At 52.4% G+C, this 14,195-nt stretch carries 11 protein-coding genes and 1 tRNA gene; 7 read left to right on the forward strand and 5 right to left on the reverse strand.

What is annotated here, in order from left to right; translation table 11 throughout:
- Positions 1–256: 256 nt before the first annotated feature.
- Both ABXS88_RS08945 and ABXS88_RS08950 read right to left on the reverse strand, forming a co-directional pair.
- Entirely contained in the window at positions 257–1,471 is a 1,215-nt protein-coding gene (locus tag ABXS88_RS08945; protein WP_353671700.1) for a glutathione S-transferase, read from the reverse strand.
- Between the two features lie 12 nt (positions 1,472–1,483).
- On the reverse strand, positions 1,484–1,858 hold the full coding sequence (locus tag ABXS88_RS08950; protein ID WP_353671701.1) for a hypothetical protein: 375 nt from the start codon (positions 1,856–1,858) through the stop codon (positions 1,484–1,486).
- A gap of 26 nt (positions 1,859–1,884) precedes the next feature.
- Here ABXS88_RS08950 and ABXS88_RS08955 point away from each other — a divergent pair.
- Both ABXS88_RS08955 and ABXS88_RS08960 read left to right on the forward strand, forming a co-directional pair.
- Positions 1,885–1,957, forward strand: a tRNA-Ala gene (locus tag ABXS88_RS08955).
- A gap of 257 nt (positions 1,958–2,214) precedes the next feature.
- The gene (locus ABXS88_RS08960; RefSeq protein WP_353671702.1) at positions 2,215–4,407 is read left to right on the forward strand and encodes a phosphoketolase; all 2,193 of its coding nucleotides are present in this window, start codon (positions 2,215–2,217) and stop codon (positions 4,405–4,407) included.
- A 76-nt stretch (positions 4,408–4,483) separates the two neighbouring features.
- On the opposite strand, the gene ABXS88_RS08965 is transcribed toward ABXS88_RS08960, so the two are convergent.
- Positions 4,484–5,962: a pitrilysin family protein gene (locus ABXS88_RS08965; RefSeq protein WP_353671703.1), complete on the reverse strand. Its 1,479-nt coding sequence runs from the start codon at positions 5,960–5,962 to the stop codon at positions 4,484–4,486.
- Positions 5,963–6,094: 132 nt separating this feature from the next.
- Here ABXS88_RS08965 and ABXS88_RS08970 point away from each other — a divergent pair, with 132 nt between their 5' ends.
- Positions 6,095–6,475 carry a hypothetical protein gene (locus ABXS88_RS08970; RefSeq protein ID WP_353671704.1) on the forward strand — a complete coding sequence of 127 codons (381 nt, stop codon included), beginning with the start codon at positions 6,095–6,097 and terminating at the stop codon, positions 6,473–6,475.
- Here ABXS88_RS08970 and ABXS88_RS08975 read toward each other — a convergent pair.
- Positions 6,456–8,207, reverse strand: a complete 1,752-nt coding sequence (locus ABXS88_RS08975; RefSeq protein ID WP_353671705.1) for a hypothetical protein — start codon at positions 8,205–8,207, stop codon at positions 6,456–6,458. The two genes, ABXS88_RS08970 and ABXS88_RS08975, sit on opposite strands and share 20 nt — an antisense overlap.
- 502 nt (positions 8,208–8,709) lie before the next feature.
- Between ABXS88_RS08975 and ABXS88_RS08980 the strand changes: the two genes are divergently transcribed.
- The 4 genes from ABXS88_RS08980 to ABXS88_RS08995 all read left to right on the forward strand — a co-directional run bounded on the left by ABXS88_RS08980 (position 8,710) and on the right by ABXS88_RS08995 (position 12,591).
- The gene (locus ABXS88_RS08980) at positions 8,710–9,057 is read left to right on the forward strand and encodes a hypothetical protein (protein ID WP_353671706.1); all 348 of its coding nucleotides are present in this window, start codon (positions 8,710–8,712) and stop codon (positions 9,055–9,057) included.
- Positions 9,058–9,533: 476 nt separating this feature from the next.
- Positions 9,534–9,980: an anti-sigma regulatory factor gene (locus ABXS88_RS08985; protein ID WP_353671707.1), complete on the forward strand. Its 447-nt coding sequence runs from the start codon at positions 9,534–9,536 to the stop codon at positions 9,978–9,980.
- Between the two features lie 214 nt (positions 9,981–10,194).
- The gene (locus ABXS88_RS08990; protein ID WP_353671708.1) at positions 10,195–11,856 is read left to right on the forward strand and encodes an NAD(P)H-quinone oxidoreductase subunit 4; all 1,662 of its coding nucleotides are present in this window, start codon (positions 10,195–10,197) and stop codon (positions 11,854–11,856) included.
- Between the two features lie 105 nt (positions 11,857–11,961).
- The gene (locus ABXS88_RS08995) at positions 11,962–12,591 is read left to right on the forward strand and encodes a hypothetical protein (protein ID WP_353671709.1); all 630 of its coding nucleotides are present in this window, start codon (positions 11,962–11,964) and stop codon (positions 12,589–12,591) included.
- Here the strand turns inward: ABXS88_RS08995 and ABXS88_RS09000 are convergent.
- Positions 12,575–14,074, reverse strand: a complete 1,500-nt coding sequence (locus tag ABXS88_RS09000) for an AAA family ATPase (protein WP_353671710.1) — start codon at positions 14,072–14,074, stop codon at positions 12,575–12,577. The two genes, ABXS88_RS08995 and ABXS88_RS09000, sit on opposite strands and share 17 nt — an antisense overlap.
- Between the last annotated feature and the right edge of the window lie 121 nt (positions 14,075–14,195).

Here is a 14,195-nt window from a genome sequence, read left to right on the forward strand (position 1 = left end):
CTGAGAAATTACTGGAAAAGGCCCCAGTACAGGAAGAAGTTTGACTCAAGGTCTCCAAGCTGAGTGAGCTGATCTGGTAGCTCTGAACTTTTCAAACATCCTCTAAGAAAACTCGTCAACCATCACGAAGTCCGTGATCCTGTCAGAGTTTACCGTGATCCCTGAGCTTATTATTCAAATTATTGGGCCCAATAGGACTTATCTTAAGGATTATTTAAAGTTATGTTGGATTTCCCTTAATCCTCTGCGGCCTAACTTAAGTCGCCAGAGAACGACGAAAGGGCCTGGGGTCTTGGTCGCGTCGATGCTGGGTAGGGATGGGGGGGCCTTGACGATCCCCTGCGAGGGCTGCCGTTATTTCCAGAGATTCCCGCAGGCGCTTGGCGGCATAGATGGACATATCCCGCGGCACACTGATCCGGTCTCGCAGATAGCGCAGGGCTAGATCCGACTGGGGCGGCGGCGAACAGGCCAGGCCTGTCATCAGGTGGGTGAGGGCACACCGCAGGGCCTCTTCAACCATGCTATTTTCGGCGGGGTTAACCTGCACTAAAGTATGGCGATGTTTGAGCACTCGATGTAGGGCCTCAGTCCGAGAGGTACTGGGTTCGACATAGCCCACATCCGGCAGGCCTAGCCAAGGCCCTTGGTCAACTTGTCGCTGGCAATCGAGGGTTTGGGGGTTATCATTGGCCCAACAGCCCCCCATCTGCGGCGGAAGATCGTGGGCGTGGGTATGGAAATCACTCTGGGTACCGCGATAGGTAGAGCGGGTTTCCATGGCCTCAAACCAGGCCCCTAGACGGGGATTTGCCTCCCGCAGGGAATAGCCTTTGTAGTAAAAAAGACTGGCATTCATCCGTTCGACGTAGGGGGTAAAGATAACATCCGCACTACTGAACGGTTCGAGGAAATAGGGGCCGGGTGCTTGGCCCAAAGCGGCCTCGACCTGGGCCACCACCCCCAAAAATTGTTCTTGATGATTTTGTTCTTGCCGAGCAGACCGGGTCGGCGTACAGAGCCATTGACACCAGGCCCGGAAGAGCAAACGCTCCAATCTCCGTAGGGGCAAAACCTGGGGTGTTTCCAGGCCGTAGCCGAGGGGGCCAAAGGCCTGCTCCAGAGCCAGCAAAATATCATCACTTTCGGTAATCAGGCGGCCGTCTAACTCCAGAGCCGGTAACATTCCCGACGGCACCTGGCGCCGATACCAGGCCTCCTTATCGCCGTAGCAAAACATCGTGACTTTTTTGACCCGGTAGGGAATTTGCTTTTCCTCTAACCAGAGCCAAACTTTTTGGCAGTAGGGACACCAGGCATGGTTATCACGGTAGAGGGTGACTCGTACCGTTTCTTCCGGTTGGTTAAATAAGCGCAAGTTGGCCTGGGCATTGGTTGGCCCCTGGACAAGGTCTAGAGCAAAGGTATTGAGAGCTTCTAATTCTGACCAACTGAGGGGTGACATTACCATAGTAAAATAGGATCAGGAGCGGACGAGAGGCAGGGTTTGCATCTTAATAGCAGTCTTAGGGCCAAGGAAGCTGTTAGGAGAGAGTTGTGCAGAGTATGGTTGCCGCCAAGCAATCGTGATCAACCATTGTCCCACTTGCAGAACCCTTTGTAGAAAGAGCCACTGTCGGACTAGCAGATGATAGCGTTGCCGTAAACAGTCTAATCCCTGACGGGCCGTGTAGAGGTGAGCAGGGGCCGGCCCAAAAATACCATGAGCACAGCGGTCTAGACGCTTTAAGCGCTTTGTCAGTCGTCGTAGAGAGCGTCGCCATAACCAGAAGCGAACCGCTAAGTAGCAGTTGAACAGGGCCAAACAGAGGTTAAAGCAGATGACGAACAGAAACATGAAATGCTAGTATAGTAAACTGACCTGGGGAATTAGCTCAGTTGGTAGAGCGCTGCGATCGCACCGCAGAGGCCAGGGATTCGAGTTCCCTATTCTCCATATATTATTAACTTTTTGGGACGGAGATTCCCGCATTAATCCTGTCTTTAGACCTTGGGGATCAACACCAAACCGTCAGGATTTTGATACTCTCGTGATCCTATCTCCTACCGAAGCAAGGGTCTTGCCGACTGACGACTATCAGTATAGGGAATTGACTATGTTCTCAAGGGAGAAAGTCTCTGCCTAAGCGTTCAACCCAAGACGGTAAGATTGATGCTGGTGCTTATTGATATTGATTAGGAATCCGAACTTCTATGACCGTTGCTATCCCCGATTTTTGCCAAGGCATCCAGTATTTTGGCCAGTCCCTTCCCGATTTTGACCGTTATGGCCAAACTGCGGCCCTTGCAGAGGGCCAAACTGCCATCCCCAAGGCGACTGATCCCCAGGCGGTTTATCAAACCCTCCTAGCAGCGGATGCCCTACGCTACCTCACGCTCCAGACCACTGCTACCAAGGAGTCCGGCCACCCCGGGGGATTTGCCAGTATTGCCGATGCGATTGCCGCTTTGGTGATGCTCGGTCATAAAAATATTTTGACGGAAGTCGGCCACCATGCGCCGGGGTTCTATAGCAATATGTTTCTGGATCGCTCCCTAGAAGAAATGGGGATCAAGACAGTACAGGATTTAGGAGAGCGCTTTCGGGAAATGCACGGCCTACTGGGCCATCTGTCGGGCCAAATTCCTGGCCTGCTCGGCCCTGCTGGCCCCCTGGGGCAGGGTCAACATTTTGCCATGGCCGGGGCCAAGCTCCATCCCGGCGTTTTATTCCCGGTCACCATTGGGGATGGTGGCTTGGGCGAACCCTACATCATGAGCAGTTTTGGTCATTTCCATACTGCTTATCCCCATTGCACCAACTTCCTACCAATTCTGGTCTGGAATGGTTACAGCCAAGAACACCACAGTATGGTCTCCACGAAATCCAACGCGGAGATGATCAAGTACTGGGAGGGCCATGGCTTCCAGGCCGTGATTTTAGTCAATGCCAAGGATTTTGATGATGCGAACCAGACAGGGGAATACGTTGATAGCACCCAGTTTTCTTGGATCCAGCGTCTGGCCTTTACCCAAGCGGTCTTAGAAGCAACGGATCGGGCCGCTCAATTGGCCCTGGGGGGAACCCTGACAGTACTGATCGTTAAGCAATTAAAAGGAGCCGGTGTCCACAAACGGGGTGCCCAATCCCATAACCTCTATCCCGGCGATAGTCTCAGTAAAGACTACATTGTCAGCGCTCTCCAGGAACGGGCCCTGCCCCCGGCGGCCTGGCAACTTGTCCGCACCAACTTTGAACGGGCTAGTGGGGGCCCGGCGGCCCACCGCGTCGTCACCGAGCAGGTATTGCCCCTCAGCGATCTGGGTCAACTGCCCCTGACCGAGTACACCGTCCAGGGAGAAAAGAAAGTAGCCACAACCGCCATGGGAGAACTGGTCGTCCACGTTGGAAAAAACGATCCCCATTTCGTCGTCACCAATGCCGATGGTAATGCGGCCTCCGGGATTAATAACATCAACGTTGGCCTCAAAATTATTCACCCGACCGTAGATGAGACCTACTACCAAGGGCCCCAGGGCCAGGTCTATGAACCATTAAGTGAGGATGCCTGTGCGGGCCTCGCCGCGGCCCAGGCCCTGTTCGGTGCCCGAAGTCTTTGGTGTTCCTACGAATCCTTTGCCATCAATGGCCTACCGATTTGGCAGACCGTGACCCAGGCCATGGCAGAACTGCGCCGTCCCACTCCCTCGACCATTACCCTCTTCACCGCTGGGGCCTTAGAACAGGGCCGTAACGGTTGGACACACCAACGCCCCGAGATCGAAAACTACTTCGCCGCCATGATGCGCAATGGCAACATCTTTCCTCTCTTCCCTTGTGATGCCAACAGTATCCAAGTCTGCTACGAGTGGGCCCTGCAGACAAAAAACAAAGGTATTACCATTACTGCCAGCAAATCTCCCCTGCCGATCCATACCACCTTCGAGCAAGCTCGCCAGGCCCTGCAGGATGGGGGCGTGATTTTGCACCAGAGCCCCGGAAAAAAACAAGTCGTCTTTGCGGTCTTGGGTGATATGACCCTCCTGCCTGTATTTGAAGCCGCGACCCGTCTAGAGGCCGAGGGCCTTGGGGTCAAAATTGTGACCGTGATCAATCCCCGCCGACTCTATCGGCCCCAGGATGTACTCTGGGAATCTTGTACTGAAGCGGATAGTCATTTCCTCGATGACGACGGCTTTGGGCAACTGTTTGGGGGAGCAGCCCTGATCGGCGTTACAGGTGGTTCCAGCGCCATGCTCGAACCCTTACTGTTACGTTCCACCGCCCCGCGCGATGTTTTTGCTTGGAAGCGGGGAGAAACCACCGCAAGTGCAGGGCAATTGATGGGCTACAACGGCCTCACTGCCGAGGCCCTGGCAGAACGGGCCTTGCAATTGCTCGGCTAATCCTCAATCTCTGAAGCCCGACAATGCACTAACCCCACCCGTCCTCCCCTTGCAAAGGGGAGGAGACGTCTCTCAATTACGGTGACGGGGCCTGCTGCGTTGTCAGATCAAGGGTTGAGACGGGGCTTCCCAAACGTTGTAGCTGAGGTTGTAGGCCTTTTTCCTGGCCAACGATCAAAGTCACCATGGTTTCTGGGCGTAGATGTTTTTGGGCCACTGTTTGAATTTGGTCAATCGTCGTTGCTTTAACCTGGCGTTGGTAGTCAAAAATAAAATCCGGGGGATAGCCGTAATATTCGTAGGTCATCAGGCGAGACAGGGTTTGGCCGGGATTTTCAAAGCGAAAGATAAAGGAATTGAGAATGGATTCCTTGGCGTAGGTCAGTTCGGCCGGGCTAACAGGACTGGTTTGGAGGCGTTTAATTTCGGCCCGCAGGGATTGGATAAATTGGGCGGTGGTTTCCGTGCGAGTCTGGCCCCCCGCCAGAAAAGTGCCGGGATAGTCGTAGGCTGCTTGCCAAGATCCAGAAACGGAGTAAGCCAGGCCTTGCTGGGAGCGGATATTGTTAAACAGTCGGCCCCCAAAACCACTCAGCACGCCATTCATCACTGTCAGGGCCGGGTAGTCGGGGTCTTTGGCCAGGCCGCCGAGTTGGCCCATTAGGACGGTGCTCTGACTGAGATGAGCCTGGTCAGCCAGAAAAATATGGTCGTCATTGTGTTGGCTCGCACTGGGGGGAGCTAAATTGGGTTTAGCCGTTGTCACCCGCCAGGCCCCGAAATATTTTTTCAACAGGGCCTTCATTTGCTGACGATCAAAATCTCCCACAATACCGAGTAGGGTCGTTTCTGGCCGGATATAGGTACGATGAAAATTAATAATATTCTGCTGCTGGATGGCCCCTAGGGTGGAATATTCAACGGTGCGGGCGTAGGGACTCTCGGCCCCGTAGAGGAGTTTGCTAAATTCTCGGCTGGCAATATCACTGGGGTTATCGTTACGACGGGCAATGGCTCCCCGCAATTGATTGGTTGCCAGGGCCACTTGTTCAAGCTCGAAGGCCGGGGTTTGAATAACTTCCGCAAAGAGTTGCAGAACAAAGTCGGTATCCTTACTTAGGGCATCAAAACTCGCAGAACCGGAACTAGTACTGATGCTAGTTTCAATGGCCGCCGCCCGCTGTTCCAGTAAACGATTGAGGTCGGCACTGGGATGGCTCTGGGTTCCCCCAAGGCGCATCGTTATTCCCGTTAACTGCGCTAGGCCAACTTTCTCCGCCGGTTCCCAGCGAGAGCCAGCCCGAAACAGGGCATTACCCCGCACCAAGGGTAGGTGATGATCTTCAACCAAGTACACAACCAGGCCATTAGGCAGGGAATAACGTTCGTAGGCCGGTAACGTAATCTCTGGCAAGGGCGGAAAGGTTAATTCGTCATAATGGCGAGGGCCAGGATTGGCGGGGAGATCTCCCCGAGCAACGGCGGGTAGATGCAGACAGCAGACGAGGGCCAAGGCCAGGCCTAAGAGTCCCCAGAAGGAGAAACGTTTGTGCATAGTTGTTTTCTTGATGATGGAGGCAAAATCCAGATTCCGACTGCCTGGAGGAGGCAAACGACGGCTACACGTTCCTTCCCCAGACTTGCTACAGTGAGAGCATAGCAAGTATTTTCCCCCGAGGAGTCCCGCGTGAAGACAGTTTCTTCTCCCCTAATTGCCCTGAGTGAGTCCGGTTTAGGTTGTGGGCTGACGGCCTTGGCTTTTGCCCTGCTCCTGGGGGCCGTGGGTCTGGGCTGGGTGGTGAATGGCCTGTTGTTGGCCCTGGGATTTGTCCTTATTCTTCCCTTACTGGCCTTTTGGGGCCTGCGTTGGTGGCTGAAACAAAGTTTAATCGAGGGACCCTGTCCGGTCTGTGGTTACGAATTTACCGGCTTCAAGGGCCAGGAGTGCCGTTGCCCCAGTTGTGGAGAGGCCCTGAAGACGAGTCCCCAGGGCTTTGAGCGACTTACACCACCGGGGACGATTGATGTTGAGGCAGTGGAAGTCGCGGTTACGGTTTTGGAAGACTAGGCCGAGCTTGGGGACTCGCACTCAGCCAATAGGTTTCCGACCGACCAAGATGCTGGAGGTGCCGTCGCAAGAAGGCCGACAACAGGGCCAAGGTGCTGAGTTGGGCGATTAAACTTAACCAGAAAGCGGCACCAGCACCAGCAGTACTAGCGGCCATGGGCAGAACGCTAAACCAAAGAACATGAGCCCCAAAGCTCTTGAAGAGAAGCGCAACGCCAAGGGGAATCAGTCCCGACAGCAAGAGTAGACCAACGCCCAGGAACAGCCGATTAACCGCTAGACGCAACAGGCCGTACTGGAATGCCAGGGCCAGAATCAGACTAAAACTCGCCCCGAGAATCAGGCCAAAGCCCAGGGAGAGTCGGTAATTCCCCAGGGGGAGAAAGACCATAATCGGGATCAGATAGAGAACGACAATGCCCCAGTTCGCTAACAGGGCCAACGGTGCTGGACTCTGTTCACCCCAGAGTAAATCAGTCCAGAGAGAGCGCTGATGTTGCGGCGCTTGGTGGCGGTAACGGGCCCAGGTGCGGAGAGTATCCCGACTCAGGCTGAGGGCATTGGTCAAGACTAAGAAAAAGGCCCAGAGGATCAACTGAAGGATGACAAAATTGCCCCGCAGATACACAGCAACCTGTTGAGGATTATCCATAACCCCTTTGATGCCCATATCCTGGAAGAAAAAACCGGCCACGGTGACGATCAAGGTCAAGGTCATGCCATAGCTCTGGGCCTTACTCCAGGTGGAGCGCTGGGGACTGCGAAAACAACGTTGTAGGCCTTGAAATAGCCAGTAACTCCAAAGACTATAGTTAAGGATAATAAACGCTAAACCGCTCCAGTCCTGTTGAAAGACCGGCAGGCCATACCAACGCAGGCCAAGGAGTTGATCCGAACGCAGATAGTCTAGGCTCTGCTCGGAGAGAAAGGTCGCATCGGCCAAATAGTAGAGGGCCTGACCTGGGTAAAACAACTGTAGCCACTCCCAGAGATAGTGTCGTTCTTGATAACCTCCCTGGAGAGTCGTCAGGGTCATGGCCGTCAGCACAATTGCCAGCAGGCCGCTAATGGCAAAGGCCTGGCCTAAATTATCCTTGCCCATAGCCAAGCCGATCAGGATAGCGAGGGCAAAACAAAAGACCGAACCGGCCCCCAGAACCGCATAAAAGCTCAGCAAAAGTGGCAGGGGAATATTGGCGGCAAGGGCCGCGACGAGGTGCAGAGGGATCGCCAGGGCCAAGAAACCATAGACCAGACTAGGCACCCCCAGCAGCTTACCCCACAGGAGTGTCAAAACAGAGCGGGGACTGAGCCGCAGAAAATTGAGGGTACCCCGGCCATTTTCCTGGGCTAGATCCGTAATTAGCAGGTACACTCCCCCAACCCAGAGTAAAAGAATACTCACCGTACTTAGGGTTACAAACACATCAAGCCACCACAAGGGCCAATTGATGATGAGATTGCCTAAAAAGTCTTTGGTGCAAAACAGGCCGTTATAGTAACTGTTCTCATACTCCGGTGGTGGACTGCCTAGACAATACCGATTGAAGCGGCTCAGTTTATCGGGCAGGCCAGCTTGTAGGATAAAAAACAACAGGCCCTGGGCAATGGCACTAGCTACGACCACCATTTGGCCAGTGCGGAGACTATAGCGACTTTTCAGCTCTCGATAAAGCTGGGGATTCCAATCTCCAAGGCGGTCAAGCAAGGAAACGAGGGAGGAGCTAGGCATGGGGGTCTTCCAAAAAACAAAAGTTAAGAGGCTTTCAAGACCAGGGGCAACCAATCTAGATGAAGCCCGAGTCTATGAGCATTTTGAGAAGAATGGTGTTGTCCATAGCTGCATGATAGCGGGGAGCCACCGCGATCCGCACGTTATCAATGCCTGCATCTTCTACACTTCTCAGGCCAGTGTCAAGCTAGAGGATTAGACCAAACCCCGGGAATTAGTACACTACCTTTGTGTCAAAGAATTTAGGGACTTAGCAGCTATCTAATTAGCACTCTATGGGGATAATTGCTAATTTTTGAAAAAAGTTTACAAATAACTCTTTTTCTAAAATCATTCCCTACAATTATAAAAATCAGTCTCTATTTATTTCATGTAATAGAGGTCAGCGCGCGCTCTGGACTGTGAACTCGATGAACAGACAACATCCTCGAAAAACAGTCTAACTATTCATGAAAAACTGGACTGAATCGACTTTCCGTGTGAATAGGAGTGTTCTTGCTCTATGGCCTACTCATTTGAACTCTTGGGGGTTTCTCCCCTCTTAACCTTCTTCGATCATCAACAACATAACGAACAAAATCCCCAGCGCCCCAAGGCCTATCTAGCATCCTATCGCTGTACCCTCGATAGCTTTATTCAGGCCATTGATGATATTCCCAAAAAGCCCCAGTGGAATTGGGATGAAGTTGTAGAAGCGATGGTACGCTTTTGGCTGAAACATGAAGACACAGTTCGCCACTGCGAAAACGAGTTACCCAAGGGAGGCCCAGAACCCTACTTGGTCGTAGCTCGGGTCGCCAATCTGGATGCCCTCCGCTATCAATTTGAAAGTCTATACTGGGCTGACTGATAACTGATCTGTATCTCTATATTCCGAGAAGCCTTTCTCCGAGAAGCGAAACAAGGAGTCCATCAGTGATTTCTGAGCTGCGTCGAGTCCCTCACCAGTCTAAGTCTGTCGGGTGGGGGTTCGGCCTGTCGCTTGGGTTACCAATCAGCCAAAAGAGATGGGCTATAATAGAGACTGTCAATTAACGAGGTTATCATCGCGCCTACAGCAGAAAAAGCCTCCCTAAGATATTAGAAATCTGGATTAATTGACGCCCTTACCTATCAGTTTTAACTATGAACTGTCTCATTACTGCTGTTACTGGTTTTGACTGAATGCCCTGATATCCAAGGCTTACACCGAGAAAAAGAATTTTTTTAGGTTCCGATTTGAGAAAGTTTTAAGATAGTCCCCTGCTGAGTTGATGCGCAACATTGCTCTCTTAAAGTTTTCTTAACCAACTACTCACTCAATGATGAATTCCTGAGGTAACGTGCGTGATTGCGATTTCCCTACCTCCCCAAAAACGGAGTTGGAGTACACTCAGTTTCTCATCAACGCTCTACCTTTGCCCCATTCTCGATCTTTTGCTGGCCCATGTTCCGCCAACGCTTCAAGCTGAAATCCGCCTAGGATTACAAGAGGCCCTGGTTAACGCCGCAATCCATGGTAACCAACTAGATCCCAGTAAAGCGATCGTGGTGGAATTTTCCGTTTCCCGAGAGGGCCTCTGTTGGGTCATTTCTGACCAAGGGAGTGGTTTTATCCCCCATTGCCATTGTGCTTCCTGCTCTTCTACTGAAATAGCACCTCTACCTCCAGACGAAGCAGAATCCGGACGAGGTCTAAGTATTCTCCATCAGATTTTTGACCAAGTCGATTGGAATACCAAGGGAACTCAACTGCGTCTCAGTAAGCGACTACCGAGAATGCAAATGGCCTGAATCAGTCCCTCCTAGAAGACGCCCTCTATCGCATCATTTCCCGCTCGTTTTCTCCTTTCTAGGGCGCTGTGCCTAAGCGATACGTTGGGAGGAGGCTACTTTTTGATAGATCTGGGCGGTTCCTGGGAAAAAATTTTGGATAATCCAGAAAAGAATTTACAAAATTTAATATAATAGCCTCAATAACGACTAGGTATTTTTTCTCATTGCCCTAATGACGGAACAACTTCCTTGGCTTTCGATCCTGATCCTCCTGCCGCTGGTGGCCGCCTTCCTCATCCCGCTGTTACCAGATAAAGAAGGAAAACAAGTCCGCTGGTATGCCCTCGGTGTGGCGCTAGCGGATTTTATTTTGATGATTTATGTTTTCAGTCGGAACTACGACATTACCAGTAGTTCCCTACAGTTAGCGGAAAAGTATCCCTGGATTCCGCAGTTTGGCCTAAGCTGGAGCGTCTCTGTGGATGGAATTTCCATGCCCCTAGTATTGCTGGCAGGCTTGGTCACGACCCTATCTATCTTTGCGGCCTGGCAGGTTAATCACAAACCCCGCCTATTTTATTTTTTAATGCTGGTGCTCTATGCGGCCCAAATCGGTGTCTTCGTAGCCCAGGACATGCTACTCCTGTTCATTATGTGGGAACTGGAACTGGTTCCCGTTTACCTTCTTGTTTCTATCTGGGGGGGGCAAAAGCGTCAGTACGCTGCGATGAAATTCCTGCTCTACACCGCTGCCGCCTCGATCTTTATCTTGGTGGCGGCCCTGGGTATGGCGTTCTACGGCAATCAAGTCACCTTTGATATGGTGGAATTGGGTCTGAAAAATTATCCCCTGGCCCTGGAACTCTTTCTCTACGGTGGCCTGTTGTTGGCCTTTGGGGTCAAGCTGGCGGTTTTCCCCCTGCATACTTGGCTCCCCGATGCCCACGGTGAAGCTTCAGCACCGGTTTCTATGATTCTGGCGGGTGTGCTTTTGAAGATGGGGGGCTATGGCCTCCTGCGGCTAAACCTGGGGATTCTTGACCAGGCCCACGTTTACTTTGCACCTATTTTGGTGATCCTAGGCGTTGTCAATATCGTCTACGGGGCCTTTACTTCCTTTGCCCAGACCAACATGAAACGACGTTTGGCCTATTCGTCGGTTTCTCACATGGGTTTTGTCCTACTGGGGATTGCCTCCTTCACGGATCTTGGCATTAGCGGGGCCATGCTCCAGATGCTTTCCCATGGTCTGATTGCAGCGGTACTCTTCTTCCTGGCCGGGGTAACCTACGACCGTACCCACACCCTTTCTTTGCCGGACATGGGCAATATTGGTAAAGTGATGCCCACCGTCTTTGCCCTCTTCACCATGGGGTCGATGGCTTCCTTGGCCCTGCCGGGCATGAGCGGTTTTGCCAGCGAACTTTCGGTCTTTGTCGGCATCACCACTAGCGACCTCTACAGCACTACCTTCCGTACCGTGACGGTATTCCTGGCAGCTGTCGGCCTGGTGTTAACGCCCATCTATCTCCTCTCTATGCTCCGTCAACTCTTCTACGGCACCGGTAGTCATCCCCTCTGTAATTTAGAAGGGCAGAAAGTTCAGGGCTCAGGAGAACTCGAGGCCGTTTGTTTTGGCACTAGTTGTGTGTTACCCGCGCAGGCCCATTACGATGACGCCCGGCCCCGAGAGGTCTTTATTGCAGCTTGTTTCTTGATTCCGATTATTGCTGTGGGCTTCTATCCCAAACTGGCGACTCAGATCTACGACGCCACGACGGTGGCCGTGAATCAAGAAATTCGGGCTTCCTACGACGAATTTGCCCAAGCAAAAGGCCTGACCTATGCAGAATCCCCCCTCAAGGCGCCGGAAATTTTAAGTTTGCGCCCCTAGGAATGCCATGAGGGCCTAGTCTGTAACCTTACTCCTCCTCCGATCCCCCGTTTTGGGGGATTTGCTATTCCTGGGTGTTATTCCTTATTTGTTCCTGATTGCTTCATGGTTGCAAGTCACCGCCTTGTTCCCCTCCTATTTCTACCAGCTGGCATCGGTCTTTTACACCCCATTCTGATCGATGGCCCCCTCGACCAACGGTTATTAGCGCTAGGATTTTTACTGCTCGCAGTGGATCAGGCCCGGATGGCCCGCCTCGATCTAGCGAACATTACAACCGTTCAGATCCAGTTAGCAGAAAGGGGCCTAGCAACGTTCTCTCCTTCGTTAACGACCTTTACTCGACTCACCTGGGGAACCATTCTCTGGGAATTGCTGGGATTCTATAGCGGGGCCTTTCATCTGGGCTGGGGCATTATTCTGGTACTCAGCAGTCAAGTCTTCTTCAATGCCTTGGCAACAATTTCCCTCACACCGGGAGCGCCAGAACCCCTCCAGCCAAAACCGTTAGGGGAAAAATGGGGGCTGGTAGTCGCGAATAGTTGTGGTATCGGTCTGATCCTGCTTTGGATGGCAGACGTTATGCCCTGGGCCATCGTCCTCGGCCTGTGGGCCATTGCCTGTATCTACGCGGGAGGCAAAATTTTACAAAGCATTAATCCTTCTGGCCTGTTGGCCAGACACCCCGAGGAAGAGTCCATTTCTACGATAGACGCGACTACAGCAAACCATTGAAGCGACTATCGCGGGAGGCCAAACGGGCCTTACCGGCGGCGGCCCAGGCCTGGAGTTGTTGAATTTGCTCTTGGGCCGTCCGGGCCAAGGGAATCAGTTGACTAGCGGCTTCTAAAATATCATCGGTGGTGAAATCTCGATTTTGACTAAAGCCCAAGTGCATAGCTTCGATCAGAATTTGCTCAATTTCCGCCCCAGAAAAATCGGGGGTTTCGTAGGCAAGCCGCTTCAGGTCGTAGGCCGGTAAATTATGGGGCCGCAGACGGGATAAGTGGACATTGAAAATGGCTTCCCGCTCTTGCTCGGAGGGCAGGCCAACAAAGAAAATCTCATCGAAACGGCCCTTGCGCAGTAACTCCGGGGGCAATGATTGGATATTATTAGCCGTTGCCACCACAAACACCGGCGAGGTTTTTTCCGCTAACCAGGTGATAAAAGTCCCAAACACCCGACTAGTAGTGCCGCCATCTCCCCGACCATCTACCCCCGCAAAGGCTTTGTCAATTTCATCAATCCAAAAAATGCAGGGGGCCAGGGCTTCGGCTAAGGCGATCATTTGACGGGTTCGGGCTTCGGATTCCCCCACTAGGCCGCCAAATAAACGGCCTACATCCAAACGAAGCAGGGGCAGATGCCAATGGTGGGCAATGGCCTTAGCGGTCAGAGACTTCCCCGTACCTTGGATGCCGACTAGCAGAAGGCCGCGGGGATAGGGCAGGCCATAACTACGGGCCCGTTCGCCAAAGGCCCCGCCTCGACGCAACAGCCATTCCTTGAGATTATCGAGGCCGCCGATGTCGCTGATCCGTTCCGTAGCGGGATAGAAGTCAAGAATTTGGGTCTGGCGAATTGATTGTCGTTTTTCTTCTAGGATTAACTCCACATCCTCCGGCTCAATGTGGCCATGGCTGGCCAGACAGCGGGTCAAAACACGCCGAATTCGCTCCAAGGATAGGCCCTGGGCCGAGCGGGCTAGTTCCTCTAACAATTTTGAGTCAAGAGTTTGGCCCATGGTCAACAGGAGTTTTTGGATTTCGGCCTGAATTTCTGAGCGGGCCGGCAAGGGAAAATCCAGAACAGTGATCACCTCCGTTAACTCGGCAGGAATGCGCACATCCGGGGAAAGTAACACTAAGTTTTTAGGCTGGGACTTCAGGGAACGGGCAAGATTCCGCAACTTCCGGGCAATGGCAATGTCCTCTAGAAAACGATGGAAGTCGCGCAGGATAAAAATGCCTCCTATGTTAGCGGGCAGTTTTTCCACTAACTCCAGGGCCTGGAGTGGGTTGCGTTTGCCGACTCCTTCACTATTAGGGTTACCTTGATAACCTTCTACAAAATCCCAACAATAAACAGCTCGATTGCCGAGTTTTTGGGCACAATCCCGAATAACGGCCTCTACTCTTTCCTCTTCACAGGTCGGAATGTAGAGTAGGGGATAACAAGCCCGGAGAAGGAGTTCAAATTCTCCCTGGAAATCCATGATTTTGTTCCCACATACAAAAGCTTTTTCTAGCCTACAGGCAAAGGCCCTGGGACGAAAATGACTGGGATCGCGGACAAGAACTTAACCTTGATTGGGGTCTATCTCTTGCCTCGGCATA

The organism is Synechocystis sp. LKSZ1 (assembly GCF_040436315.1).
Taxonomy (GTDB): domain Bacteria; phylum Cyanobacteriota; class Cyanobacteriia; order Cyanobacteriales; family Microcystaceae; genus Synechocystis.

Coding starts and splice junctions, on each gene's coding strand:
- ABXS88_RS08945 (WP_353671700.1), bottom strand. CDS start 1,471: ATGGTAATGTCACCCCTCAGTTGGTCAGAATTAGAAGCTCTCAATACC.
- ABXS88_RS08950 (WP_353671701.1), bottom strand. CDS start 1,858: ATGTTTCTGTTCGTCATCTGCTTTAACCTCTGTTTGGCCCTGTTCAAC.
- ABXS88_RS08960 (WP_353671702.1), top strand. CDS start 2,215: ATGACCGTTGCTATCCCCGATTTTTGCCAAGGCATCCAGTATTTTGGC.
- ABXS88_RS08965 (WP_353671703.1), bottom strand. CDS start 5,962: ATGCACAAACGTTTCTCCTTCTGGGGACTCTTAGGCCTGGCCTTGGCC.
- ABXS88_RS08975 (WP_353671705.1), bottom strand. CDS start 8,207: ATGCCTAGCTCCTCCCTCGTTTCCTTGCTTGACCGCCTTGGAGATTGG.
- ABXS88_RS08980 (WP_353671706.1), top strand. CDS start 8,710: ATGGCCTACTCATTTGAACTCTTGGGGGTTTCTCCCCTCTTAACCTTC.
- ABXS88_RS08990 (WP_353671708.1), top strand. CDS start 10,195: ATGACGGAACAACTTCCTTGGCTTTCGATCCTGATCCTCCTGCCGCTG.
- ABXS88_RS08995 (WP_353671709.1), top strand. CDS start 11,962: ATGGTTGCAAGTCACCGCCTTGTTCCCCTCCTATTTCTACCAGCTGGC.
- ABXS88_RS09000 (WP_353671710.1), bottom strand. CDS start 14,074: ATGGATTTCCAGGGAGAATTTGAACTCCTTCTCCGGGCTTGTTATCCC.